At 72.2% G+C, this 24,464-nt stretch carries 20 protein-coding genes; 16 read left to right on the forward strand and 4 right to left on the reverse strand.

Annotated features, from left to right (window positions below; translation table 11 throughout):
- Positions 1 to 92: 92 nt before the first annotated feature.
- The 4 genes from secD (at position 93) to ACPC54_RS15555 (ending at position 6,216) form a co-directional block, all read left to right on the forward strand.
- Positions 93 to 1,931, forward strand: coding sequence for a protein translocase subunit SecD (gene secD / locus ACPC54_RS15540; RefSeq protein ID WP_498965236.1), 1,839 nt, complete (start codon positions 93 to 95; stop codon positions 1,929 to 1,931).
- 4 nt (positions 1,932 to 1,935) lie between these two features.
- Entirely contained in the window at positions 1,936 to 3,033 is a 1,098-nt protein-coding gene (gene secF / locus ACPC54_RS15545) for a protein translocase subunit SecF (RefSeq protein ID WP_498965237.1), read from the forward strand.
- Positions 3,034 to 3,050: 17 nt separating this feature from the next.
- On the forward strand, positions 3,051 to 3,611 hold the full coding sequence (locus tag ACPC54_RS15550; protein WP_498965387.1) for an adenine phosphoribosyltransferase: 561 nt from the start codon (positions 3,051 to 3,053) through the stop codon (positions 3,609 to 3,611).
- A gap of 169 nt (positions 3,612 to 3,780) precedes the next feature.
- Positions 3,781 to 6,216: a RelA/SpoT family protein gene (locus ACPC54_RS15555; protein WP_498965239.1), complete on the forward strand. Its 2,436-nt coding sequence runs from the start codon at positions 3,781 to 3,783 to the stop codon at positions 6,214 to 6,216.
- A 79-nt stretch (positions 6,217 to 6,295) separates the two neighbouring features.
- On the opposite strand, the gene ACPC54_RS15560 is transcribed toward ACPC54_RS15555, so the two are convergent.
- Both ACPC54_RS15560 and ACPC54_RS15565 read right to left on the reverse strand, forming a co-directional pair.
- Positions 6,296 to 7,525, reverse strand: a complete 1,230-nt coding sequence (locus tag ACPC54_RS15560; RefSeq protein WP_498965241.1) for a DUF349 domain-containing protein — start codon at positions 7,523 to 7,525, stop codon at positions 6,296 to 6,298.
- A gap of 266 nt (positions 7,526 to 7,791) precedes the next feature.
- On the reverse strand, positions 7,792 to 8,643 hold the full coding sequence (locus ACPC54_RS15565; RefSeq protein ID WP_498965243.1) for a peptidylprolyl isomerase: 852 nt from the start codon (positions 8,641 to 8,643) through the stop codon (positions 7,792 to 7,794).
- Between the two features lie 256 nt (positions 8,644 to 8,899).
- Between ACPC54_RS15565 and ACPC54_RS15570 the strand changes: the two genes are divergently transcribed.
- The 8 genes from ACPC54_RS15570 (at position 8,900) to rpsD (ending at position 17,334) form a co-directional block, all read left to right on the forward strand.
- The gene (locus ACPC54_RS15570) at positions 8,900 to 9,607 is read left to right on the forward strand and encodes an MBL fold metallo-hydrolase (protein WP_498965245.1); all 708 of its coding nucleotides are present in this window, start codon (positions 8,900 to 8,902) and stop codon (positions 9,605 to 9,607) included.
- 12 nt (positions 9,608 to 9,619) lie between these two features.
- Entirely contained in the window at positions 9,620 to 10,882 is a 1,263-nt protein-coding gene (gene hisS / locus ACPC54_RS15575; RefSeq protein ID WP_498965247.1) for a histidine--tRNA ligase, read from the forward strand.
- Positions 10,879 to 12,669: an aspartate--tRNA ligase gene (aspS, locus tag ACPC54_RS15580; protein ID WP_498965249.1), complete on the forward strand. Its 1,791-nt coding sequence runs from the start codon at positions 10,879 to 10,881 to the stop codon at positions 12,667 to 12,669. Before hisS ends, aspS begins: the two co-directional genes overlap by 4 nt.
- Before the next feature lie 95 nt (positions 12,670 to 12,764).
- Complete coding sequence (locus ACPC54_RS15585; protein WP_498965251.1) at positions 12,765 to 13,283, forward strand: GNAT family N-acetyltransferase; 519 nt, start codon at positions 12,765 to 12,767, stop codon at positions 13,281 to 13,283.
- Between the two features lie 177 nt (positions 13,284 to 13,460).
- Positions 13,461 to 14,267, forward strand: coding sequence for a polyphosphate kinase 2 (ppk2, locus tag ACPC54_RS15590; protein ID WP_498965253.1), 807 nt, complete (start codon positions 13,461 to 13,463; stop codon positions 14,265 to 14,267).
- 73 nt (positions 14,268 to 14,340) lie between these two features.
- Positions 14,341 to 14,961 carry an antibiotic biosynthesis monooxygenase gene (locus tag ACPC54_RS15595; protein WP_498965255.1) on the forward strand — a complete coding sequence of 207 codons (621 nt, stop codon included), beginning with the start codon at positions 14,341 to 14,343 and terminating at the stop codon, positions 14,959 to 14,961.
- 28 nt (positions 14,962 to 14,989) lie between these two features.
- On the forward strand, positions 14,990 to 16,411 hold the full coding sequence (locus ACPC54_RS15600; protein WP_498965257.1) for a replication-associated recombination protein A: 1,422 nt from the start codon (positions 14,990 to 14,992) through the stop codon (positions 16,409 to 16,411).
- 308 nt (positions 16,412 to 16,719) lie between these two features.
- Positions 16,720 to 17,334 carry a 30S ribosomal protein S4 gene (rpsD, locus tag ACPC54_RS15605; RefSeq protein ID WP_045700524.1) on the forward strand — a complete coding sequence of 205 codons (615 nt, stop codon included), beginning with the start codon at positions 16,720 to 16,722 and terminating at the stop codon, positions 17,332 to 17,334.
- 100 nt (positions 17,335 to 17,434) lie between these two features.
- Here rpsD and ACPC54_RS15610 read toward each other — a convergent pair whose 3' ends face one another.
- Together ACPC54_RS15610 and ACPC54_RS15615 are read right to left on the reverse strand one after the other, a co-directional pair.
- Complete coding sequence (locus tag ACPC54_RS15610; RefSeq protein WP_498965260.1) at positions 17,435 to 17,752, reverse strand: tetratricopeptide repeat protein; 318 nt, start codon at positions 17,750 to 17,752, stop codon at positions 17,435 to 17,437.
- Positions 17,753 to 17,838: 86 nt separating this feature from the next.
- A complete protein-coding gene (locus ACPC54_RS15615; RefSeq protein ID WP_498965262.1) occupies positions 17,839 to 20,058 on the reverse strand; it encodes an ATP-binding protein in 2,220 nt (739 codons plus the stop codon).
- 227 nt (positions 20,059 to 20,285) lie between these two features.
- Between ACPC54_RS15615 and ACPC54_RS15620 the strand changes: the two genes are divergently transcribed.
- The 4 genes from ACPC54_RS15620 to ruvX are packed head-to-tail and all read left to right on the forward strand — an operon-like array spanning position 20,286 to position 24,388.
- Positions 20,286 to 20,768 (forward strand): DUF948 domain-containing protein, encoded by a 483-nt coding sequence (locus tag ACPC54_RS15620; RefSeq protein WP_498965264.1) that lies wholly within the window; start codon positions 20,286 to 20,288, stop codon positions 20,766 to 20,768.
- 4 nt (positions 20,769 to 20,772) lie between these two features.
- Complete coding sequence (locus ACPC54_RS15625; protein WP_498965266.1) at positions 20,773 to 21,237, forward strand: DUF6167 family protein; 465 nt, start codon at positions 20,773 to 20,775, stop codon at positions 21,235 to 21,237.
- Entirely contained in the window at positions 21,237 to 23,906 is a 2,670-nt protein-coding gene (alaS, locus tag ACPC54_RS15630; RefSeq protein WP_498965268.1) for an alanine--tRNA ligase, read from the forward strand. Before ACPC54_RS15625 ends, alaS begins: the two co-directional genes overlap by 1 nt.
- The gene (ruvX, locus tag ACPC54_RS15635) at positions 23,906 to 24,388 is read left to right on the forward strand and encodes a Holliday junction resolvase RuvX (RefSeq protein ID WP_498965270.1); all 483 of its coding nucleotides are present in this window, start codon (positions 23,906 to 23,908) and stop codon (positions 24,386 to 24,388) included. The genes alaS and ruvX overlap by 1 nt, the downstream gene beginning before the upstream one ends.
- Positions 24,389 to 24,464 lie beyond the last annotated feature (76 nt).

Here is a 24,464-nt window from a genome sequence, read left to right on the forward strand (position 1 = left end):
CAGGGCCGCGAAACCACCATGCCCCCCGTCCAGCCACGAGCCGGACGGGGGTCCGGTTGGCGACGTGGCATGGACAGGGAGAAACGAGCAAGGTGGCAACACCCAAGTCGCGCCCGCGCGACGGCTACCCAGGGCGGGCGCTGGCCCTCATCCTGGTCGTCACCGTCGGACTGGTCGCCCTCATGTTCGGGACGGGCAACACCAAGCCCAGGCTCGGAATCGACCTCGCCGGCGGCACCAGCATCACGCTGACCGCGAAGTCGACCGACCCCAAGGCGCTCAACAAGGCGAACATGGACATCGCCGTGGGCATCATGGAGCGCCGGGTCAACGGGATGGGTGTCTCCGAGGCGGAGGTCCAGACCCAGGGGTCGGACACGATCATCGTGAACATCCCCAAGGGCGGTGACAAGCAGAACGCGGCGGACCAGGTCGGTACCACCGCGAAGCTGTTCTTCCGCCCGGTCCTGGCCGTTGCTCCGAGCGGCGTCCCGGCCCCCGCGGCCACCGCCACCCCCTCGGCCGGCGCCTCCGGGACCCCGGCCGCCACCCCGTCCGCGGGTGCCACCCCCGCCGCGAGCACCGCGCCGGCCGCGACGCCGTCCGCGACCGCGAGCGCCACCAAGCAGGGCCGCCCGGCCAGCGAGGCGCTGGCCGCCGAGGGCACCACCCCGTCCGCCGCCGCCACCGGCGCGAGCGCTGCCCCGTCCGCCGCCGGCACGCCCGCCGCGGCCGCCAGCGGCGCCCCGAGCGCCGCCGCGACGCCGCCGGCCCAGCCGAACCCGGCCGACCCGAGCAGCCTGCTCACCCAGGGCACCGTCCCGCCGGAGCTCTCCGCCGCGTGGGCCGCGCTGGACTGCTCCAAGCCCGAGGTCCGCGCCGCGCAGACCGGCGCCGACGACAAGGCCGTCCTCGCCTGCTCCCAGAAGCCCGAGCAGGGCTTCTACCAGAAGCTGGCGCTCGGCCCGGCGGCCGTGAAGGGCGGGGACGTCTCCAAGGCGCAGGCGATCTTCGACAACCAGACCGGTGGCGGCTGGCAGGTCCAGCTGCAGTTCGACAACACCGGTACGGACGCCTTCAGCAGCATCACCACCAAGCTGGCCGCCCAGCCGCAGCCGTCCAACCAGTTCGCCATCGTGCTGGACAACCAGGTCGTCTCGCACCCGCGGGTCAACGGCCCGATCTCGGGCGGCAGCGCGGTCATCACCGGCCAGTTCAGCCAGGCCGAGGCGGACGACCTCTCCAACGTGCTCAGCTACGGCGCCCTGCCGCTGGAGTTCACCAAGAGCGACGTCACCACCGTCTCCCCGGCGCTGGGCAACGACCAGCTGAAGGCCGGCCTGGTCGCCGGTCTGATCGGCATGGTGCTGGTGGTCGCCTACTCGGTGATCTACTACCGCGGCCTCGGCCTGGTCTCGATCGCCGGTCTGATCGTCTCGGCGATCCTGACCTACTCGATCATGAGCCTGCTCGGCGGCGGGATCGGCTTCGCGCTGAACCTGCCGGCGGTCTGCGGCGCGATCGTCGCGATCGGTATCACCGCGGACTCCTTCATCGTGTACTTCGAGCGCATCCGCGACGAGGTCCGCGAGGGCGCCCCGCTGCGCCCGGCCGTCCAGCGTGCCTGGCCGCGCGCCCGGCGCACCATCCTGGTCTCGGACTTCGTGTCCTTCCTCTGTGCCGCCGTGCTGTACGTCGTCTCGGTCGGCAAGGTCCAGGGCTTCGCCTTCACGCTCGGCCTGACCACGGCGCTCGACGTCGTGGTGATCTTCCTCTTCACCAAGCCGATGATCACGCTGCTGGCCCGGCGCAAGTTCTTCGCCAACGGCCACCCGTGGTCCGGCCTGGACCCGAAGCGGCTCGGCGCCCGCCCGCCGCTGCGCAGCACCCGCCGTCGCCCCTCCTCCTCTGCCGCCGTGAAGGAGGCCTGACACCGTGTCGCGCTTCTCCAATCTGGGCCACCGGCTCTACCAGGGCGAGGTCAGCTTCGACTTCGTCGGGCGCCGCAAGCTCTGGTACTCCATCTCCGGCGTGATCGTGCTGGTCGCGGCGATCGGCCTGGCCATGGGCCTGCACCTGGGCATCGAGTTCAAGGGCGGCTCGGTCTACACCGTCAGCAAGCCGGGGCTGACCGTCTCGCAGGCGCAGGAGACGGCTGACAAGATCGTCTCCTCGCACCCGCTGGTGCAGTCGACCGACAACGGCAAGATCCGCATCCAGGTCAGCACCGACGAGGCGAAGAGCTCGGACCAGGTCCGCTCCGAGCTCTCGCAGAAGCTCAGCGTGCCGCTGGACACCGTCGAGGCCCAGGTGATCGGCCCCAGCTGGGGCAAGCAGATCTCCCAGAAGGCGCTCACCGGTCTGATCGTCTTCATGATCCTGGTGACGGTCTACCTGGCGATCGCCTTCGAGTGGCGGATGGCGGTGGCGGCCCTGGTCGCCCTGCTGCACGACCTGCTGATCACCATCGGCGTGTACGCCCTGGTGGGCTTCGAGGTCACCCCCGGTACGGTGATCGGCTTCCTGACGATCCTCGGGTACTCGCTCTACGACACGGTCGTCGTCTTCGACACCGTGAAGGAGAACACCAAGGGGCTCACCAAGCAGAACAAGCTCACCTACAGCGAGGCGGCCAACGCGGGCCTCAACCAGACCCTGGTCCGCTCGCTCAACACCACCGTGGTCGCGCTGCTGCCGGTCGCCGCGCTGCTGTTCATCGGCGGCGGCCTGCTGGGCGCCGGCACCCTGAACGACATCTCGCTCGCGCTGTTCATCGGCCTCGCGGCCGGTGCCTACTCCTCGATCTGCGTCGCCACCCCGCTGCTGGCGCAGCTCAAGGAGGAGCAGCCGGACATGAAGGAGCTGCGCAAGCGGGTCCTGCAGCACCGGGCGTCGGCGGCCGCCAAGGCCGAGGCCTCGGCCGCCGAGGGCGAGCAGGACGTGGAGGACGGCCAGCCGGCGGGTATGGTCGGTCAGCGCGGCCGGGCGGCCGGCACCGCGCGTGCCAAGGGCCGTCCGTCCACCAAGCGCTGAACCCGACCCCTTAAGGACTGAACACCGTGACCACCGCCGACACCGCACTGGCCGAGCTGCTGAACAGCCGGATCCGGGACGTCCCGGACTACCCGAAGCCGGGTGTGCTGTTCAAGGACATCGCACCGCTGCTCGCCGACGCCGAGGCCTTCGGCGCCCTCACCCGGGCGCTGGCGGACCGGGCGCGGGAGCTCGGGGCGACCAAGGTGGTGGGCCTGGAGGCGCGCGGCTTCGTGCTGGCGGCCCCGGCGGCCTTCGCGGCCGGGCTCGGCTTCGTGCCGATCCGCAAGCAGGGCAAGCTGCCCGGCGAGGTGTTCCGGCGTTCGTACGAGCTGGAGTACGGCTCGGCGACGCTGGAGGTGCAGTGCGACGCCTTCGCGCCCGGCGAGAAGGTGCTGGTGGTGGACGACGTGCTGGCCACCGGCGGCACCATCGGGGCCTCGCTCGACCTGGTCAAGCAGGCCGGCGCCGAGCTGGCGGGCGTCGTGGTGCTGATGGAGCTGGGCTTCCTGGAGGGCCGCGAGCGGCTGGCCGGGCACCTGGACGGCGCTCCGCTGGAGACGCTGGTCACGGTCTGAGGGACGCGCTCGAAGGACGGCGGTCGGATCATCCGACCGCCGTCCTTCCGTTTCCGGGCCCGGCCGGATGAACGGCGGGGCGCCCGGCTCGGTACCATGAAGATTCATCCCCTCCCGGCGCACCCGACCGCACGGGCCCCGGCGGGGGTCGGCCCCGGTGCCCCGAGGAGTGTCCTTGCCCGACGAGGTTGTGCCCACGGCCGCAGCGGCCGCCCCCGAAGACCGTCCCACGCCCTCGGGGGCCACCCCGGCACGCCCGGCGCCGACCTCCCCGCGCTCGCTCGGCCCCTCCGGCCGCGGCTCCACCGGTGGCATGCGCGCCCGGCTGGCCCGCCTCGGCGGCCAGCGCTCCAGCGTGCTCAACCCCGTTCTGGAGCCGCTGTTCCGCTCGATCCGGGCGAACGACCCCAAGGCCGACCCGGCGCTGCTGCGCGACATCGAGCGGGCCTACGCCGTCGCCGAGAAGTGGCACCGCGGGCAGAAGCGCAAGAGCGGCGACCCGTACATCACCCACCCGCTGGCCGTCGCGACGATCCTGGCCGAACTCGGCATGGACGCCCCGACCCTGATGGCCGGGCTGCTGCACGACACCGTCGAGGACACCGACTACGGCCTGGAGACCCTGCGCAAGGACTTCGGCGACTCGGTGGCCCTGCTGGTCGACGGCGTCACCAAGCTCGACCGGGTCAAGTTCGGTGAAGCCGCGCAGGCCGAGACCGTCCGCAAGATGGTCGTGGCGATGGCCAAGGACCCGCGCGTCCTGGTGATCAAGCTCGCCGACCGCCTGCACAACATGCGCACGATGCGCTACCTCAAGCGGGAGAAGCAGGAGAAGAAGGCCCGCGAGACGCTGGAGATCTACGCCCCGCTGGCGCACCGGCTGGGCATGAACACCATCAAGTGGGAGCTGGAGGACCTCGCCTTCGCGATCCTCTACCCCAAGATGTACGACGAGATCGTCCGGCTGGTCGCCGAGCGCGCCCCCAAGCGGGACGAGTACCTGGCGACCGTCATCGACCAGGTCCAGGCGGACCTGCGCGGCGCCCGGATCACCGCCTCCGTCACCGGCCGGCCGAAGCACTACTACTCGGTCTACCAGAAGATGATCGTCCGGGGCCGGGACTTCGCCGAGATCTACGACCTGGTGGGCATCCGGGTCCTGGTCGACACCGTCCGCGACTGCTACGCGGCGCTGGGCACCATCCACGCGCGGTGGAACCCGGTGCCGGGGCGGTTCAAGGACTACATCGCCATGCCCAAGTTCAACATGTACCAGTCGCTGCACACGACGGTGATCGGGCCCGGCGGCAAGCCCGTCGAGCTGCAGATCCGCACCTTCGACATGCACCGGCGGGCCGAGTACGGCATCGCCGCGCACTGGAAGTACAAGCAGCGCGCGGTGGCCGGCGCCTCCAAGGTCCGTACCGACACCCCGACCCAGACCCGCAAGGACGACAAGGCCGGCGCCGTCAACGAGATGGCCTGGCTGCGGCAGCTGCTGGACTGGCAGAAGGAGACCGCCGACCCGGGCGAGTTCCTGGAGTCGCTGCGCTTCGACCTGGCCAGCAACGAGGTCTTCGTCTTCACCCCCAAGGGCGACGTGATAGCCCTGCCGGCCGGCGCCACCCCGGTCGACTTCGCCTTCGCGGTGCACACCGAGGTCGGCTACCGGACCATAGGGGCCCGGGTGAACGGGCGGCTGGTGCCGCTGGAGTCGACCCTGGAGAACGGCGACACCGTCGAGGTGTTCACCTCCAAGGCGGAGAACGCCGGGCCGTCCCGGGACTGGCTGGGCTTCGTCAAGTCGCCGCGCGCCCGCAACAAGATCCGCGCCTGGTTCTCCAAGGAGCGCCGCGAGGAGGCGATCGAGCACGGCAAGGAGGCGATCGTCCGGGCGATGCGCAAGCAGGGCCTGCCGATCCAGCGGATCCTCACCGGGGACTCGCTGGTCACGCTGGCCCACGAGATGCGCTACCCCGACATCTCCTCGCTCTACGCCGCGATCGGCGAGGGGCACGTCGCCGCGCAGAACATCGTCCAGAAGCTCGTCCAGGCGCTCGGCGGCGAGGAGGGCGCGACCGAGGACCTGGCGGAGACCGCCACCCCGACGCACGACAACCGGCGGGCCGTCCGCCGCCGGGCCAAGGGCGACCCGGGCGTGATCGTCAAGGGCGTCGAGGACGTCTGGGTCAAGCTGTCCCGCTGCTGCACGCCGGTGCCGGGCGACCCGATCGTCGGCTTCGTCACCCGCGGCAACGGCGTCTCGGTGCACCGCGCGGACTGCGTCAACGTCGAGTCGCTGAGCCAGCAGCCGGAGCGGATCATCGAGGTCGAGTGGGCGGCCACCCAGTCCTCGGTCTTCCTGGTGGCCATCCAGGTCGAGGCGCTGGACCGCTCCCGGCTGCTCTCGGACGTCACCCGGGTGCTCTCCGACCAGCACGTCAACATCCTGTCGGCGGCGGTCCAGACCTCCCGGGACCGGGTGGCGATGAGCCGCTTCACCTTCGAGATGGGCGACCCGAAGCACCTGGGCCACGTGCTCAAGGCGGTGCGCGGCGTCGAGGGCGTGTACGACGTCTACCGGGTCACCTCGGCCCGCAAGTAGCGCACGGCACGAGGAAGGCCCCCGGGGAACTCCCCGGGGGCCTTCGTCGGTTCGGGCCTTCGCCGTTCGGACGGCGATGTCAGCCGCTGAACTCCTCCTGGCTCTTGTGCGCCTGCTCCAGCAGGGTCTGCACGCCGGCCAGCTCGGACTCCAGCTTGGTGACCTTGGAGGCATTGCCGGCCGCGCGGGCCTTGTCCAGGTCGGCCTGGATCTTGTCGGCCTTCGCCTGGAACAGGCCCACCATGCCGGCCGCGCGGGCCTTGGCCTCCGGGTTGGAGCGCTTCCACTCGGCGTCCTCGGCCTCGCGGACGGCCCGCTCGACCGCGTTCAGCCGGCCGTCCAGCTTCGGACGGATGTCGCGCGGCACGTGCCCGATCGCCTCCCAGCGCTCGTTGATCTCGCGCAGCGCGGCCTTGGCGGCCTTCAGGTCGGTGATCGGCAGGATCGCCTCGGCCTCGACGGCCAGCGCCTCCTTGAGCTTCTGGTTCTCCACCTGCTCGGCGTCCCGCTCGCTGAACACCGCGGAACGGGCCTGGAAGAAGACGTCCTGCGCGCCGCGGAACCGCGCCCACAGCTCGTCCTCGATGTCCCGCTGGGCCCGGCCGGCGGCCTTCCAGCGCGCCATCAGGTCGCGGTAGGAGGCCGCGGTGCTGCCCCACTCGGTGGACGAGGACAGCGCCTCGGCCTCGGCGACCAGCGCCTCCTTGGTCTGCCGGGCCTGCTCGCGGTCGGCGTCCAGGGCGGCGAAGTGCCCCTTGCGGTGCTTGGAGAAGACCGAGCGGGCGTGCGAGAAGCGGTGCCACAGCTCGTCGTCGCTCTTGCGGTCCAGCCGGGGCAGGCCCTTCCAGGTGTCCACCAGCGCGCGCAGCCGGTCCCCGGCCTCCCGCCACTGGGTGGACTCGGCGAGCTGCTCGGCCTCCGAGACCAGGGCCTCCTTGGCGGAGCGGGTCTCGTCCTGCGCCTTGGCGCGGGCCGCCTTGCGCTCCTCGCGCCGGCTCTCGATGTCGGCGGCGAGGGTGTCCAGCCGCTTGGCCAGCGCGTCCAGGTCGCCGACCGCGTGCCCCTCGGTGACCTGCGCGCGCAGGTGCTCCAGCGCGGTCTGGGCGTCCTTCGCGGCCAGGTCGGTGGTGCGCACCCGCTTCTCCAGCAGGCCGATCTCCACCTCGATGCCCTGGTACTTGCGCTCGAAGTAGGCCAGGGCCTCCTCGGGCGAGCCGGCCTGCCAGGAACCGACGACGCGTTCGCCGTCCGCCGTCCTGACGTAGACCGTGCCCTGCTCGTCGACACGGCCCCACGGGTCGCTGCTCATAGCGCGTCCTCCACATGACGTCGCGCCCGCGCCGGGGCGGCGCGCGTCCGTCGTCCACAGTTGATGTGCGGCGGACCGAAGAGTCCGCCGTCCCCGTCCGCCGTACTGTGCTGCCGAGGGTGGGTCGGCTGGGCGGGTCCGGGCACCCTACACAACGCCAACATAGGCGACCAGGCCCGGTGCTGTCCGCATCCGGGCCGGGCGATTTCGGGCCGGGGCCGGGCGGGGGCGGACTCGCCACCCGCCGCCGGTGGCCCCGGAGTTGGTCAACCCTTCGACACAGTAACCGAGTTGAAGGTGACATCGGCCATCGGGTGACCGTCCGGGGTGCCCTCCAGGGTGCCCGCGGCGGCGATCTTCTGCACCACGTCCAGGCCGCCGGTGATCTTGCCGAACGGGATGTAGCTCGGCGGCAGCTTGGTGTCCTTGTAGACCAGGAAGAACTGGCTCCCGTTGGTGTCCGGGCCGGAGTTGGCCATCGCCACGGTGCCCGCCGGGTACGTCGCGCCGGACAGGTTCTCGTCCTTGAACCTGTAGCCGGGGCCGCCGGTGCCGCCCGGGACGGTCGCACTGGCGGTCGGGTCGCCGCACTGCAGCACGAAGATGCCGTCGGTGGTGAGGCGGTGGCACTTCGTGTGGTCGAAGAACTGCTCGCCGGCCAGGAAGTTGAAGGAGTTCACGGTGTGCGGCGCCTTGGCCGCGTCCAGCGCGATCGTCACCTTGCCGCAGTTGGAGTCCATCGCCATGGTGTACGAGGCGGCCTGGTCGATGGACATGGCCGGCTCGGCCTTCCACTGCTTGCCGTTGGGGGCGCCCGGCGCCGGGTCGGTGCAGCCCTCGACCGGCTTGCGGGTGGGCATCGTCGGCTCGGTCGGCGCGGACTGCGGCGTGGCGTCGGCCGAGGCGGCCGCGGCGACGTCCTTCTTGTCGTTCTTGTCCGAGCTGAACGCGCCGGTGCCCACCAGCGCGCCACCGCCGGCCAGCACCACGACGGCGAGCGAGGCGCCCAGGATGGTGTTGCGGCGCCTGCGGGCGGCCACCGCGCTGGCGCGGCGCTCCATCTGGCGCTCGTACTTGTCGCGGGCGAGCTGCCGCCGCCGCTGTTCGCTGCTGACCACCGGCCGTGTCTCCTGAAGATGTGCGGAAGAAGTGGATGGATTCCGAACCGGATCATCGCATCCATCGGCGGCCAAGTGTAGGGACCGGGCCCGTAAGAACGCGGTGAACCTGTCAGGCGGGACCGGCCCGGCACCGCTATCTGGTTCGCAACCGGGCCCGCACCGCCGGTAGGCTGCCTTTACATCTTTGTAGCCACACCCCGTACGCGTCGCCGCACGTCGTAGCCGTCGCCGACCAGATCACCAGAGGACGCGCGTGTTCATCGCCGGATTCCCCGCAGGAGCCTGGGGCACCAACTGCTACCTGGTCGCCCCGGCGGCGGGCGAGGAGTGCGTCATCGTCGATCCGGGCCACCAGGCGGCCCGTGGGGTCGAGGAGCTCGTCCGCGAGCACCGGCTCAAGCCCGTCGCCGTGCTGCTCACGCACGGGCACATCGACCACGTGGCCTCGGTGGTCCCGGTCTGCGGCGCCCGCGGCGTCCCGGCCTGGATCCACCCCGAGGACCGGTACATGATGTCCGACCCCGAGAAGGCGCTCGGCCGCTCCCGGGGCACCCAGCTGATGGGCGAGCTCACCGTCGGCGAGCCGGACGACGTGCGCGAGCTGACCGACGGCTCCGTCCTGGAGCTGGCCGGCCTGAGCCTCACCGTGGACCACGCCCCGGGCCATACCGGGGGGTCGGTGACCTTCCGGACGCCCGGTGCCGAGGACCTCCCCCCGGTGCTGTTCTCGGGCGACCTGCTGTTCGCCGGCTCCATCGGGCGTACCGACCTCCCGGGCGGGGACAGCGACGCGATCATGCGGTCGCTGGCCCGGGTGTGCCTGCCCCTCGACGATTCCACCGTGGTCCTCTCCGGCCACGGCGGTCAGACCACCATCGGCCGCGAGCGCGCCGCCAACCCCTACCTCCGACAGGCAGCGGGGGCGGCCGGCGCCCCGGCTTTCCCGCGACGAGGAATGTGACGGATAGAGAAGTTGAGCACCTTCACCGCCCCCAAGGGCACCTACGACCTGCTGCCCCCCAGCTCCGCGACCTTCCTGGCGATCCGCGAGCGCATCGCCGCCCCCGCCCGGCGGGCCGGCTACGGCTACATCGAGACCCCGGTCTTCGAGGACGTGAAGCTGTTCTCCCGCGGTGTCGGCGAGTCCACCGACATCGTCACCAAGGAGATGTACAACCTCACCACCAAGGGCGGTGACGAGCTCGCGCTGCGCCCCGAGGGCACCGCCTCGGTGCTGCGCGCCGCGCTCCAGGCCAACCTGCACAAGCAGGGCAACCTGCCGGTCAAGCTCTGGTACTCCGGCTCGTACTACCGCTACGAGCGCGCCCAGAAGGGCCGCTACCGCCAGTTCTCCCAGGTCGGTGCCGAGGCGATCGGCGCCGAGGACCCGGCGCTGGACGCCGAGCTGATCATCCTGGCCGACGACGCCTTCCGCTCGCTCGGCCTCAGCGACTACTCGCTGCTGCTCAACAGCCTCGGCGACAAGCAGTGCCGCCCGGTCTACCGCGCCGCCCTGATCGAGTTCCTGGAGGGCCTCGACCTGGACGAGGAGACCCGCCGCCGGGCCGGGATCAACCCGCTGCGCGTCCTCGACGACAAGCGCAAGGACGTGCAGGACCAGCTGGTCGGCGCCCCGATGCTGCGCGACTTCCTGTGCGAGGACTGCAAGGCCTACGACGAGAAGGTGCGCGAGCTGCTCACCGCCAACGGCGTGGCCTTCGTCGACGACCCGAAGCTGGTCCGCGGCCTGGACTACTACACCCGCACCACCTTCGAGTTCGTGCACAACGGCCTCGGCGCCCAGTCCGCGATCGGCGGCGGCGGCCGCTACGACGGCCTGTCCGAGATGATCGGCGGCCCCGCGCTGCCGTCCGTCGGCTGGGCCCTCGGCGTGGACCGCACCTTCCTCGCGCTGGAGGCCGAGGGCGTCGCCCTCGACCTGCCGGCCGCCACCTCCGTCTACGCCGTCGCGCTCGGCGAGGAGGCCAAGAACACCCTGTTCGCCAAGGTGGTCGAGCTGCGCCGGGCCGGCGTCGCCACCGACCTCGCCTTCGGCGTCAAGAGCATCAAGAACGCCATGAAGTCCGCCGACCGGTCCGGCGCCCGCTTCGCCCTGATCGCCGGGGACCGGGACCTCGCCGAGGGCGTCGTCCAGCTCAAGGACATGAGCACCGGCGAGCAGACCCCCGTCGCCCTCGACGCACTCGTCACCACCCTGAAGGAGAAGCAGCTGTGATCCGCACGCACGACGCGGGCACGCTCCGCCCGGAGCACGCAGACACCACCGTCACCCTGGCCGGCTGGGTCGCCCGCCGCCGCGACCACGGCGGCGTCGCCTTCATCGACCTGCGCGACGCCTCCGGCACCGTGCAGATCGTGGTCCGCGACCTCGACTCGGTGCACGGCCTGCGCGCCGAGTACTGCGTCAAGGTCGTCGGCGACGTCCGGGTCCGCCCCGAGGGCAACGAGAACCCCGACATCCCGACCGGCGCCGTCGAGGTCGTCGTCAGCGAGATCGAGGTGCTCTCCGAGGCCGCCCCGCTGCCCTTCCCCGTCGCCGAGTACGAGCCGGGCACGGTCAACGAGGAGGTCCGGCTGCGCTACCGCTACCTGGACCTGCGCCGCGAGGGCCCGGCCAAGGGCCTGCGGCTGCGCTCCAAGGTCAACAACATCATCCGCCGGGTGATGGAGGAGAACGACTTCCTCGACATCGAGACGCCGTACCTCACCCGCTCCACCCCCGAGGGCGCCCGCGACTTCCTCGTCCCGGTCCGCCTGCAGCCCGGCCACTGGTACGCCCTGCCGCAGTCGCCCCAGCTGTTCAAGCAGCTGCTGATGGTGGCCGGCATGGAGCGCTACTACCAGATCGCCCGCTGCTTCCGCGACGAGGACTTCCGCGCCGACCGGCAGCCGGAGTTCACCCAGCTGGACATCGAGGCCTCGTTCGTCGACCAGGAGGACATCCTGGCCCTCGGCGAGAAGATCGTCGGCGCCATCTGGCGCGAGGTGCACGGCTACGAGATCCCGAACCCGCTGCCGCGGATGACCTACGCGGACGCCATGGGCCGCTACGGCTCCGACAAGCCGGACGTCCGCTTCGGCCAGGAACTCACCGACCTCACCGAGTACTTCAAGGGCACCGAGTTCCGCGTCTTCCAGGCCCCGTACGTCGGCGCCGTGGTCATGCCGGGCGGTGCCTCGCAGCCGCGCAAGCAGCTCGACGCCTGGCAGGACTGGGCCAAGGCGCGCGGCGCCAAGGGCCTCGCCTACGTGCTGATCGACGCCGAGACCGGCGAGCTGCGCGGCCCGGTCGCCAAGAACCTCTCCGAGGAGCACCTGGCCGGCCTCGCCGCCGCCGCGGGCGCCAAGAACGGCGACGCCGTCTTCTTCGCCGCCGGCAAGGAGCGCCCCTCGCAGGAGCTGCTGGGCGCCGCCCGCCTGGAGATCGGCAAGCGCTGCGAGCTGATCGACGAGTCGAAGTGGGCCTTCCTCTGGGTCGTCGACTTCCCGATGTTCGAGCCGATCGAGGACGACAAGGGCCAGTTCCAGGGCTGGCACGCGGTGCACCACCCGTTCACCGCCCCGACCGCGGAGTCGCTGGACACCTTCGACACCGACCCGGGCTCGGCCCTGTCCAACGCCTACGACCTGGTCCTCAACGGCTCGGAGCTGGGCGGCGGTTCGATCCGTATCCACCAGCGGGACGTCCAGAAGCGGGCGTTCGACGCGATCGGCCTCTCCGAGGAGGAGGCGGCCTCGCAGTTCGGCTTCCTGCTGGACGCCTTCAACTACGGCCCGCCGCCGCACGGTGGCGTCGCCTTCGGCCTGGACCGCATCGTCACCCTGCTCGGCGGGTACGACACCATCCGGGACGTCATCGCCTTCCCGAAGACGTCCACCGGCGGCGACCCGCTGACCGGCGCCCCGACCCCGATCACCCCGGCGCAGCGCCGCGAGGCCGGCGTGGACGCCCAGCCGAAGGTCCGCGAGGACGCCAAGCCCGAGGCGCAGCCGAAGAGCTGACGCCGCGTCATCGGCTAACCTTCAACGGCCCCGGACGGTCCACCCACCGTCCGGGGCCGGTCCACAACGATGTGCGACACAGGGAGGGTTGACCCATGCAGGTCACAACGAGAGTGGAAGACCCGGAGGATGCCCCGGCGACCAGACGGGTCCACATGGCCGCGTTCCCCGGCCCGGACGAGGCGGACCTGGTGGACGCGCTGCGCCGCGATCCCGCCTGGCTGCCCGGCCTTTCGATGGTGGCGGTGGACGGTGCCGGGCTGGTGATCGGCCACGCGCTGCTGACCCGGCTGCGGGTCGGCGACGCCGCGGCGAGCGGTGACGCGCTGGCGCTCGCGCCGGTCGCGGTCGCGCCCGAGTGGCAGCGCCGGGGCGTCGGCGAACTCGTCGTCCGGGCCGCGCTGGCGGCGGCCGAGGACGCGGGGGAGAAGCTGGTGGTCGTCCTCGGCGACCCGGAGTACTACGCGCGGTTCGGCTTCGCGCCGGCCGGGCGGCACGAGATCAGCGGCCCGTTCGAGGTGCCGGAGGCGTACTTCCAGGCGCTGCCGCTGGCGGCGTACGACGGCGGGCCGCGCGGGCTGTGCCGCTACCCGGAGCCGTTCGTCGGCGTGTAGTCCCCGCCCGGCGGAACACCGCGCCACCGCGCCCCCTCTCCCACCGGAGGCCCCACCCCGGCCTCCGGACCTCCGTTCCCGCCGCCCGCCCGGCCCCGCTGACCTCCAGGACCTGCGAACTCGGCCGCCGGCGCCTACGGTGAAGGATCATCAGCACAGGCGGACGGAGGACCCGGGGTGGGCGAGGAGCAGCGGCAGCGGTTGGCCAGGAAGCCGTACGAGCGGGAGCTGATGCGGCTGCAGCACGAGCTGGTGAAGCTCCAGGAGTGGGTACGGGTCGAGGGCGCCCGGCTGGTGGTGGTCTTCGAGGGCCGTGACGCGGCGGGCAAGGGCGGCGCGATCAAGCGGGTCACCGAGTACCTGAACCCCCGGATCGCCCGGGTCGCGGCGCTGCCGACGCCGACCGAGCGGCAGAAGTCCCAGTGGTACTTCCAGCGGTACGTCGAGCAGCTGCCGGCGGCCGGCGAGATCGTGCTGTTCGACCGCAGCTGGTACAACCGGGCGGGCGTCGAGCGGGTCATGGGCTTCTGTACCGACGAGGAGTACTGGCAGTTCCTGCACCAGTGCCCGACCTTCGAGCGGATGCTGATCGAAGCGGGCATCCTGCTGCGCAAGTACTGGTTCTCGGTGAGCGACACCGAGCAGCAGCGGCGCTTCCGGGAGCGGCTGGGGGACCCGATGAAGCGCTGGAAGCTCTCCCCGATGGACGTCGAGTCGATCAACCACTGGGAGGACTACTCCCGGGCCAAGGACGAGATGTTCAACCACACCGACATCCCGGACTCGCCCTGGCACGTGGTGGAGAGCGACGACAAGCGCCGGGCCCGGATCAACATGATCGCCCACCTGGTCTCCTCGGTGCCGTACCACGAGATCAGCCCGCCGAAGATCGAGCTGCCGCCGCGCCCGGCCTCGCGCGGCTACCAGCGGCCGCCCCGGGACCTCCAGAAGTACGTTCCGGACCACGCTGCCAGACTGGAGTAGACGGGGCCCTCCGGGCGCTGCTTCTCGACGAACGGCCCCGCGTGGCGCCCGGGCGTCCACAGGAGGCGCGCTCATGTTCGTTCGTACCATCTACGCCACCGGGAATCCGGACCGGATCGGGCAGGTCCTGGACGGGCTCAGCACCGAGGCGCCCGCACTGCTGAGCGGGCAGCCCGGGTACCGCGGCTACGGGCTGTTCGCGGACCGGACCCTCGGCAAGATCGCGATGGGTTCGTGGTGGGAGTCCGCCGAGGCCGAGCGCGCCAGCGACGAGGCGCTGGGCGAGCGCCGCCGGGAGCTGCTGGCGCCGCTGGCCGGCACGGTGACCACCGACGTCTGGGAGGCCGTGGCCACGGCCGCGCCCGGTGCGGCCGGACCGGGTGCCGGGTTCCGGCTGACCCGCACCGACATCGACCCGGCCGGGATCGACGAGGCCGCCGCGCGCTTCCGGGACCAGGTGCTGCCGGTGCTGGAGAAGTCGCCCGGGTTCGTGACCGGCGCGATGCTGGCCGACCGGGCGACCGGCCGGCTGTCGGTGGGCTCGATCTACGGGGACCAGGCGAGCTTCGCGGCCTCGCGCGGGCCGCAGGCCGACGCCCGGGCCCAGGCGGTGGCCGCACTGGGCGCCACCGTACGGTCGCTGGAGGAGTTCGACGTGGTGCTGCTGGACCGCCCCGAGCACCCCGCCGCGTAGTGTCCGCGGCCTCGCATAGGCTTCCGGTGTGGACGAACCGGACCTCTTCACCGCCGCCGCCGAGGAACGCCAGAGCAGGGAGCCCGGCCGGGCGCCGCTGGCCGTACGGATGCGCCCGCGCACGCTGGACGAGGTCGCCGGGCAGCGGCAGCTGCTGAAGCCCGGCTCGCCGCTGCGCCGGCTGGTCGCGAGTTCGCGCGGTCCGGCGGCCACCAGCTCGGTGATCCTCTGGGGGCCGCCCGGGACGGGCAAGACCACGCTCGCGCACGTGATCAGCCAGGCCGTGGAGGGCCGCTTCGTCGAGCTGTCCGCGATCACCGCCGGGGTCAAGGAGGTCCGGGCGGTGATCGACGGCGCCCGGCGGGCGGTCGGCATGTCGGGCCGGGAGACGGTGCTGTTCCTGGACGAGATCCACCGCTTCTCCAAGGCCCAGCAGGACTCGCTGCTGCCGGCCGTCGAGAACCGCTGGGTCACCCTGATCGCGGCGACCACCGAGAACCCGTACTTCTCGGTGATCTCGCCGCTGCTCTCCCGCTCGCTGCTGCTCACCCTGGAGTCGCTGACCGACGAGGACATCCGGGCGCTGCTGCGCCGCGCGGTGGCCGACGAGCGGGGCCTGGAGGGCGCGCTGGAGCTGACCGCGGAGGCCGAGGACCACCTGGTCCGGCTGGCCGGCGGGGACGCCCGGCGGGCGCTCACCACGCTGGAGGCGGCGGCCGGGGCGGCGCTGGAGAAGGGCGAGCCGAGCATCACGCTGGCCACCACCGAGACGGCCGTGAACCAGGCCGCGGTGCGCTACGACAAGGACGGCGACCAGCACTACGACGTGGCCAGCGCGCTGATCAAGTCGATCCGCGGCAGCGACGTCGACGCCACGCTGCACTACCTGGCCCGGATGATCGAGGCGGGGGAGGACCCGCGGTTCATCGCCCGCCGGCTGATGATCTCGGCCAGCGAGGACGTCGGCCTGGCGGACCCGACCGCGCTGCAGACGGCGGTGGCGGCGGCCCAGGCGGTGGCCCTGATCGGCTTCCCCGAGGCGCGGATCATCCTCTCCCAGGCGGCGATCGCGCTGGCCCTGGCGCCCAAGTCCAACTCGGCCTACCTGGCGATCGACGCGGCGCTGGCGGACGTCCGGCAGGGGCTGGCGGGCGCGGTGCCGCCGCACCTGCGGGACGCGCACTACGGCGGCGCGGGCAAGCTCGGCCACGGGCATGGCTACCAGTACCCGCACGACCTGCCGGAGGGCATCGCGACGCAGCAGTACGCGCCGGACGCGGTGCACGGCAAGGAGTACTACCGGCCGAACCGGCGCGGCGGCGAGGTGCGGTACGCGGACACGGTGGAGTGGACGCGCGGCCGGCTGCGCGGGGAGCGGCCCAGGGAGCGGAAGCCCGCGGAGAAGCCCGCGGAGAAGGGCGAGCAGAAGCCCGCGGAAAAGGGCGAGTGATCCACGGGTATACTCGGTCGGAGTGCCATGTCCCGGGACGGCGGCGGGGGAGACCCCACCGACCGGCCGCACCAGCGGGGCAGTGGCCGTAGACCTCCTCCGGGAGGTCCGCACCAGGAGCGTCGCGCACCGTTTCGGTGTCGCGGGTGGCCCGGCTTCGGGTCCTCGTGTGACAAGCACATTCGTGCCCGGCTCCGGAGAGCGGCTGATCCCATCGCGCAGGCGGCGGGGTTTTCTCCGGGTCGCGACGAGCGACCTCCGTCAACACCTGGTGGAAGCCGTATTCGTAAGCAAGGAAGGTTTGGTTCATGGCGAACCAGAAGCGTCCCAAGGTCAAGATCGCGCGTGCGCTCGGCGTGCCGCTGACCCCGAAGTCCGTCAAGTACTTCGAGGCCCGCCCGTACCCGCCCGGCCAGCACGGCCGTGGTCGCAAGCAGAACTCGGACTACAAGGTCCGTCTGACCGAGAAGCAGCGTCTTCGCGCCCAGTACGACCTGAGCGAGAAGCAGCTGGCCCGCGCGTTCGACCGCGCGAAGAAGGCCGAGGGCAAGACCGGTGAGGCGCTCGTCGCCGAGCTGGAGACCCGCCTCGACGCCCTGGTGCTGCGTTCGGGCATCGCCCGCACCATCTACCAGGCCCGTCAGATGGTCGTCCACGGCCACATCGAGGTCAACGGCGGCAAGGTCAACAAGCCGTCGTTCCAGATGAAGCCGGGCTTCGTGGTCACCGTCCGCGAGCGCAGCAAGGAGAAGGTCCCCTTCCAGGTCGCCCGTGAGGGTGGCTACGCGGGTGAGGGCCAGACCCCGAAGTACCTCGAGGTCAACCTGAAGGCCCTGGCCTTCCGCCTGGACCGTGCGCCGCAGCGCAAGGAGATCCCGGTGATCTGCGACGAGCAGCTGGTCGTCGAGTACTACTCGCGCTGACCCGCGAGCGGTTCCGCACGTCGCGGGCCCGAGAGCGAGCCCCCGCCACCTTCCGAGGTGGCGGGGGCTCGCCCCTTTTTCCGCTTTTCCGCCCGGTGGGCTACAGCTCCTCGCCGGCCATCGCGGCGGCCAGCCGCAGGTGCGGGCGGGCCTCGTCGGTGCGGCCCTGGCGCTCCAGGGTGCGGCCGAGCATCAGCCGGGCGTAGTCCTCGGCCGGGTCGGCCTCCAGGATCCGGTGCAACTCGGCCTCGGCGCGGCCGAGTTGGGCGGAGTGGTAGTAGCTGCGGGCGAGCAGCAGCCGGACGGAGAGGTTGGCCGGCTCTTCCGCCAGGACGCCTTCGAGCAGCCGGGCGGCGTCGCTGTACGCCTTGGAGTCGAAGTAGAACGCCGCGAGGCGGTACTCGTCGTGGACGGCCATGGTGTTCCTTCCGGGTAGTTCCTTGCCTCCTCAAGCAATCGGCAAGCTTCGGCTATTCCGGGCGGGTGCCTCAGGAGAGACACGCCCTAACTGTTGCGGACGGGCGCGGGCGCCGGTGCGGGCGGTACCGGGCAGGGGCCGGGCGCCGGCCCCGGGCTCTCCGGCGGGCCGCCGCCGTCGAGCGCCCGGGAGACCGCGGCGTCCAGGTCCAGCAGGGAGCCAGCCCGGTAGCAGTCGTCGAAGGCCTGCCGGGTGAGACCGGCCCGGGCCCGCTCGGCGCACTCCTGGTGGGTGCCGAAGAACGAGCGCGAGCCCAGGAAGGGCGTGCCGACCGCGCGCCAGATCCGGTGCGCGGCGCCCTGCAGCACCCGGGCCTCGCACAGGTCGGCCGGCTCTCCGGGGCCGGCCGGCTCGGTCTCCAGCAGTGCCAGCAGGTCGATCCCCAGCACGATGCCGAGCAGGTCGCGGAACTGGTGGTTCAGCCGGACGCACTCCCGGGCCAGGGCGCGGGCGGGCTGGATCGCGCCGTCCAGAAAGTGCGAGTACGCCGACGCGTACAGCACGTACGCGTACGCCCACTGCTCGCCGTGCTCCTCGCACACCTCGCGGGCCTGGCCGAACCAGAGCTCGCCGCTGTCGAGGTCGCCCTGGAACAGGTAGGCGAGGCCGAGTTCGATCATGGCCATCACGACGTTGCTGTTGAGCTCGCCGATCGTCCGGTAGTGCCAGAGGGCCTCCTCGAACAGCTCGGCGGCGCGCTCCGGTTCGTCGCTGATCAGCGCCGCGCAGCCCTGGCGGTGGACGGCGTAGGCGAGCGCCCGGTCGTCGCCGGTGTCCAGGGCCTGGCGGCGGCACTCCTCCAGGGCCGGGCGGGCGGCCGCGAGGTCGCCCTGGAGGGTGGCCATGTAGCCGGTCACCCACAGGGCCTTGGCCCGGGCCTCGGTGGGCTCGCGGTCCAGTGCCAGCGCGCGGTCCAGCCAGTGCCGGCCCTCGCCGAGGTGGCCGCAGCCGACCCAGTAGAACCAGAGGGTGCCGGCCAGCAGCAGGGCGATCTGCTCCTCGCCGGGCTCGGACAGGCAGAATTCCAGCGCGGCGCGCAGGTTGGTGTGGGCGAGCTGGGTGCGCTCGGCGGTCTCGGCCTGGCGGGGGCCGAACCACTCGACCTCGCCCCAGGTGGCGACGCCCAGGTACCAGTCCCGGTGGCGGCGCAGCAGCCGCTGCTCCTCGCCGGCCGCGCGCAGCCAGTGGCTGCCGTACTCGCGCAGGGTGTCCAGCAGCCGGAAGCGGACGCCGAAGGCGCTGTCCTCGCGCAGCAGGACGGATTTCGCGACGAGTTCGTCCAGCAGGTCGAGCACGTCCTCGGGTTCGAGGCCGTCGCCGGCGCAGACGTACTCGGCGGCCTCCAGGTCGAAACCGCCGGTGAAGACCGACAGGCGGGCCCAGAGTAAACGTTCCTGCACCGTGCAGAGCTCGTGACTCCAGCCGATCGTGGTGCGCAGCGTCTGGTGCCGGGGCAGTGCCGTCCGGGAGCCGCCGGTGAGCAGCCGGAACCGGTCGTCCAGCCGGGCGGTGATCTGCTCCACCGACAGCGCGCGCAGCCGCCCGGCGGCCAGCTCCACGGCCAGCGGGATGCCGTCCAGCCGGCGGCAGAGCAGGCCGACCGCCTCCGCGTTGGCCTCGGTCACCTCGAAGGACGGCAGCACCGCCCGGGCCCGGTCGGCGAACAGCCGCACCGCGTCCGGCAGCACGCCCGTCCACGGTCGCTGCCCGGGGAGGGTGTCGACCGGCATCGGCGCCAGGGTCAGCAGGTGCTCGCCCGAGGCCCGCAGCACCGAGCGGCTGGTGGCCAGCACCCGCAGGCCGGGCAGGGCCCGCAGCAGGGTGTCCGCCAGCTCGGCGCAGGCCTCCACCAGGTGCTCGCAGCCGTCCAGCACCAGCAGCAGGCGGCGGCCGGCCAGCCGCTCGGTCAGCACGTCCACCGGCGGGCGGGCGGTGCCGTCGGTCAGTCGCAGCGCCTCCAGGGCGGCGTGGCCGAGCAGCAGCGGGTCCTGCACCGGGGCCACGTCCACCAGCCAGGTGCCGTCCGGGAAGGCGCCGGCCGCCCGGGCCGCCGCGCGCAGCGCCAGCCGGCTCTTGCCCACCCCGCCGGGGCCGGTCACCGTCACCAGCCGGGCGGCGGCCAACAGGCCCGCCAGGTCGGCCAGTTCGCGCTGCCGCCCGACGAAGCCGGTCACCTCGGCCGGCAGCCGGCCGGGCTCCGGCTCGCGCGGCCGTGCCGCGGGCTGTGCTGTCCAGTCGCCGGCCAAGCCCTGCTCCCCGTCGTTCCTCGGCCCGGACCGCTGCGGTCCGGACGTGCGTCCGGGCCGCACGGCTGTCGGCCCGCCTGGCAGAACGAGGTGACCGGCCGGTAGGTTACGCGCGGGGATCGCACACCCGACCGGATCGGTGCGGGGCCCCGGGGCACGTCCGGATTCCGGGCCCGGGCGCGATAGGGTTCCCTCTGAATACGAGCAAGGCGAGGGAGCGCGCAAAGGTGTCCGTGGGAGAGCTGGCCGGATTGCTCGTCGCCGTGTTCTGGGCGGTCCTGGTCACCCTGCTCGCCGTCGTGCTGGTCCGCCTCTCCCGGGTGCTGAAGGAGGCCACCGTCCTGGTCTCCGCCGTCACCGAGCAGGCCGTGCCGCTGCTGTCCGAGGCGGGCGCCGCCGTGCGCAGCGCCAACCAGCAGCTGGAGCGGGTGGACGAGATCACCGCGAACGTGCAGGACGCCGCCGCCAACGCCAACGCGCTGTCCTCCACCGTGGCCGCCACCCTCGGCGGCCCGCTGGTGAAGGTCGCGGCGTTCAGCTACGGCGTCCGCAAGGCCGTCGCCAAGCAGCAGGGCGGCGGGCTGCCGAACGTGCCGCTGCAGAGCGGCGAGCGCGAGGAGCTGGCCCGGCTGATCCGGGCTGAGGTGCGCGCCGCCACGGCGCCCCGCGGCGGCCTGCTCTCCCGGGTCCGGCGAGCGGTGAGGGGCTGACGGCATGGCACGCATCTTCTGGATGGCGGTCGGCGCCGGCGCCACCGTCTGGGTCATGAAGAAGGCCAACGAGGCGGCCCAGCGGCTCACCCCCGAAAGCCTCTCCGGCACCGCCGCGCGCGGTGCGCTGCACCTGGGCGACGTCGCCAAGCAGTTCGCCCAGGACGTGCGGGCCGGCATGGCCGAGCGCGAGGAGCAGCTCAAGGACGACCTCGGGCTGCGCGGCAGCGCCGTGGTGGAGCCCCGGCGCACCCGCGGTTCCCGCCCGTCGCCCGCCACCACCCTTCTTGGGAAGCGCTCCGCGCTGCCCCCCTCGCGCGAGCCGCAGTACCGAGCTATCTCGGCGGCGCCCGGTCGCCCGGCCGCCGCCCTGCCCCCGTCCAGCAGTGCTCGAACCACCCCACAGACCATCGATGAAACGCCCCGCCGAGCCCTGCCGCGGGGCGGCACCAACCGGAAGGACCACTAATGGAGTCGGCTGAGATCCGCCGCCGCTGGCTGCGCTTCTTCGAGGAGCGCGGCCACACCGTCGTTCCGTCGGCGTCCCTGGTCGCCGACGACCCCACCCTGCTGCTCGTCAACGCCGGCATGGTGCCCTTCAAGCCCTACTTCCTGGGCGAGGTCAAGCCGCAGTTCTCGCGCGCGACCAGTGTCCAGAAGTGCGTGCGCACGCTGGACATCGAGGAGGTCGGGAAGACCACCCGGCACGGCTCCTTCTTCCAGATGTGCGGCAACTTCTCCTTCGGCGACTACTTCAAGGAAGGGGCCATCAAGTTCGCGTGGGAGCTGCTCACCACTCCCGTCGCGGACGGCGGCTACGGCCTGGAGAAGGAGAAGCTCTGGATCACCGTCTACAAGGACGACGACGAGGCCGAGCAGATCTGGCGTGACGTCATCGGCGTGCCCTCGGAGCGCATCCAGCGCCTGGGCATGAAGGACAACTTCTGGTCGATGGGCGTCCCCGGCCCGTGCGGCCCGTGCTCGGAGATCAACTACGACCGCGGCCCCGCCTACGGCGAGGAGGGCGGCCCGGCCGTCAACGGCGAGCGCTACCTGGAGATCTGGAACCTGGTCTTCATGCAGTACGAGCGCGGCCACGGTGACGGCAAGGACGGCTTCGAGATCCTCGGCGACCTGCCGAGCAAGAACATCGACACCGGCCTCGGCCTGGAGCGCCTCGCCGCGATCCTGCAGGACGTCGACAACCTCTTCGAGATCGACACCAGCCGGATGATCCTCGACCGCGCCGCCGAGCTCACCGGCCACCGCTACGGCGCCGACCACAAGTCGGACGTCTCGCTGCGCGTGGTCACCGACCACATCCGCACCGCGCTGATGCTGGTCGGCGACGGCGTCACCCCCGGCAACGAGGGCCGCGGCTACGTGCTGCGCCGCATCCTGCGCCGCGCCATCCGCAACATGCGCCTGCTGGGCGCCACCGAGCCGGTGGCCAAGGAGCTCATCGACATCGCCATCAAGGCGATGGCCCCGCAGTACCCGGAGCTGGAGAGCGACCGCAAGCGCATCGAGACGGTCGTCGTCGGCGAGGAGGCGGCCTTCCTGCAGACGCTGAAGGCCGGCACCAACCTGCTGGACGTCGCGGTCACCGAGACCAAGCAGGCCGGCGGCGTCGTCCTCTCCGGCGACCAGGCCTTCAAGCTGCACGACACCTACGGCTTCCCGATCGACCTCACCCTGGAGATGGCCGAGGAGCAGGGCCTGCAGGTGGACGAGGCCGGCTTCCGCCGCCTCATGCAGGAGCAGCGGGACCGCGCCAAGGCGGACGCCAAGGCGAAGAAGATGGGCCACGCCGACGTCGCCGCGTACCGCGAGGTCGCCGACAAGTCCGGCGCCAGCGTCTTCACCGGCTACACCCTGACCGAGGGCGAGGCCACCGTGGTCGGCCTGCTGGTGGACGGCGTTCCGGCGCCGGCCGCCTCGGAGGGCGACGAGGTCGAGATCATCCTCGACCGCACCCCGTTCTACGCCGAGGGCGGCGGCCAGCTCGCCGACCAGGGCCGGATCCGGCTGGAGTCCGGCGCGGTGGTGGAGATCCGCGACGTGCAGCAGCCCGTCCCGGGCGTGACGGTGCACTCGGGCGGCGTGCTGTTCGGCGAGGTCGTGCTCGGCGCCTCGGCGTACGCCACGATCGACATCGACCGCCGCCGGGCGATCGCCCGGGCCCACTCGGCCACCCACCTGACCCACCAGGCGCTGCGCGACGCGCTCGGCCCGACCGCCGCCCAGGCCGGTTCGGAGAACGCCCCGGGCCGCTTCCGCTTCGACTTCGGTTCGCCCGCGGCCGTCCCGGGCAGCGTGCTGGTCGACGTCGAGCAGAAGATCAACGACGTGCTGGGCCGCGAGCTGGAGGTCACCGCCGAGGTCATGACGATGGACCAGGCCCGCAAGGCCGGCGCCATCGCGATGTTCGGCGAGAAGTACGGCGACGAGGTGCGCGTCGTCACCATCGGCGACTTCTCCAAGGAGCTGTGCGGTGGCACGCACGTCGGCAACACCGCCCAGCTGGGCCTGGTGAAGCTGCTCGGCGAGTCCTCGATCGGCTCCGGCGTGCGCCGGGTGGAGGCGCTGGTCGGCGTCGACGCGTACAAGTTCCTGGCCCGTGAGCACACCGTGGTCGCCCAGCTGACCGACCTGGTCAAGGGCCGCCCGGAGGAGCTGCCGGAGAAGATCTCGGGCATGCTCGCCAAGCTCAAGGACGCCGAGAAGGAGATCGAGCGCTTCCGCGCCGAGAAGGTGCTGGCCGCCGCTGCGGGCCTGGCCGACTCGGCCGAGGACGTGCGCGGCATCGCCGTGGTCGCCGCCCAGGTCGCCGACGGCGTGGGCGCGGACGAGCTGCGCAAGCTGGTGCTGGACGTGCGCGGCCGCCTCGGCTCGCGCCCGGCCGTGGTCGCCGCGTTCACCGTGGCGAACGACCGCCCGCTGACCGTGATCGCCACCAACGAGGACGCCCGCGGCCGCGGCATCAAGGCCGGCGAGCTGGTCCGGACCGCCGCCAAGACCCTCGGCGGCGGCGGTGGCGGCAAGGACGACGTGGCCCAGGGCGGCGGCACCAACCCGGCGGCGGTCGGCGAGGCCATCGCCGCCGTGCGCGGCCTGGTCGCGGAGCGCGCCTCCTGATGTTCGAGCAGGAGCCGAAGCCGTTCCGCCGCGGGCGGCGGATCGCCGTCGACGTCGGTGACGCCCGGATCGGGGTCGCGTCCTGCGACCCCGACGGGGTGCTCGCCACGCCGGTGGAGACCGTGCCGGCCGGAGTGAAGTCGCAGGCCCGGATCGCCGCGATCGTCGAGGAGTACGACGCGATCGAGGTGATCGTCGGGCTGCCGCGCTCGCTCAGCGGCAAGGAGGGCCCGGCGGCGGAGAAGGTCCGCGCGTACTGCGCGCGGCTGGCGAACCGGCTCTACCCGGTGCCGGTGCGGCTGGTGGACGAGCGGATGACGACCGTCACCGCGACCCACGGGCTGCGCGCCTCCGGGGTCAAGGCGAAGAAGGGCCGCTCGGTGGTCGACCAGGCCGCCGCGGTGGTGATCCTGCAGACCGCCCTTGAGTCCGAACGGGTGAGCGGAAGGCCGCCCGGTGAGAGCGTCGAGGCGACCGGCTGACCGGCCTGGTCTAACGTCCCGTCGAGGGGTCCGTGCGGACGCGTCCGCACGGACCCCTTTTCGTTCGTGTCCGGTT

The organism is Kitasatospora sp. NPDC094028 (genome assembly GCF_049543595.1).
Taxonomy (GTDB): Bacteria; Actinomycetota; Actinomycetes; order Streptomycetales; family Streptomycetaceae; genus Kitasatospora.

Bases quoted from the DNA above. Each gene is read 5' to 3' on its own strand.
- ACPC54_RS15560 (WP_498965241.1), bottom strand. From the start codon at position 7,525: ATGAGCAGCGACCCGTGGGGCCGTGTCGACGAGCAGGGCACGGTCTAC.
- ACPC54_RS15585 (WP_498965251.1), top strand. From the start codon at position 12,765: ATGCAGGTCACAACGAGAGTGGAAGACCCGGAGGATGCCCCGGCGACC.
- ACPC54_RS15595 (WP_498965255.1), top strand. From the start codon at position 14,341: ATGTTCGTTCGTACCATCTACGCCACCGGGAATCCGGACCGGATCGGG.
- rpsD (WP_045700524.1), top strand. From the start codon at position 16,720: ATGGCGAACCAGAAGCGTCCCAAGGTCAAGATCGCGCGTGCGCTCGGC.
- ACPC54_RS15610 (WP_498965260.1), bottom strand. From the start codon at position 17,752: ATGGCCGTCCACGACGAGTACCGCCTCGCGGCGTTCTACTTCGACTCC.
- ACPC54_RS15625 (WP_498965266.1), top strand. From the start codon at position 20,773: ATGGCACGCATCTTCTGGATGGCGGTCGGCGCCGGCGCCACCGTCTGG.
- alaS (WP_498965268.1), top strand. From the start codon at position 21,237: ATGGAGTCGGCTGAGATCCGCCGCCGCTGGCTGCGCTTCTTCGAGGAG.
- ruvX (WP_498965270.1), top strand. From the start codon at position 23,906: ATGTTCGAGCAGGAGCCGAAGCCGTTCCGCCGCGGGCGGCGGATCGCC.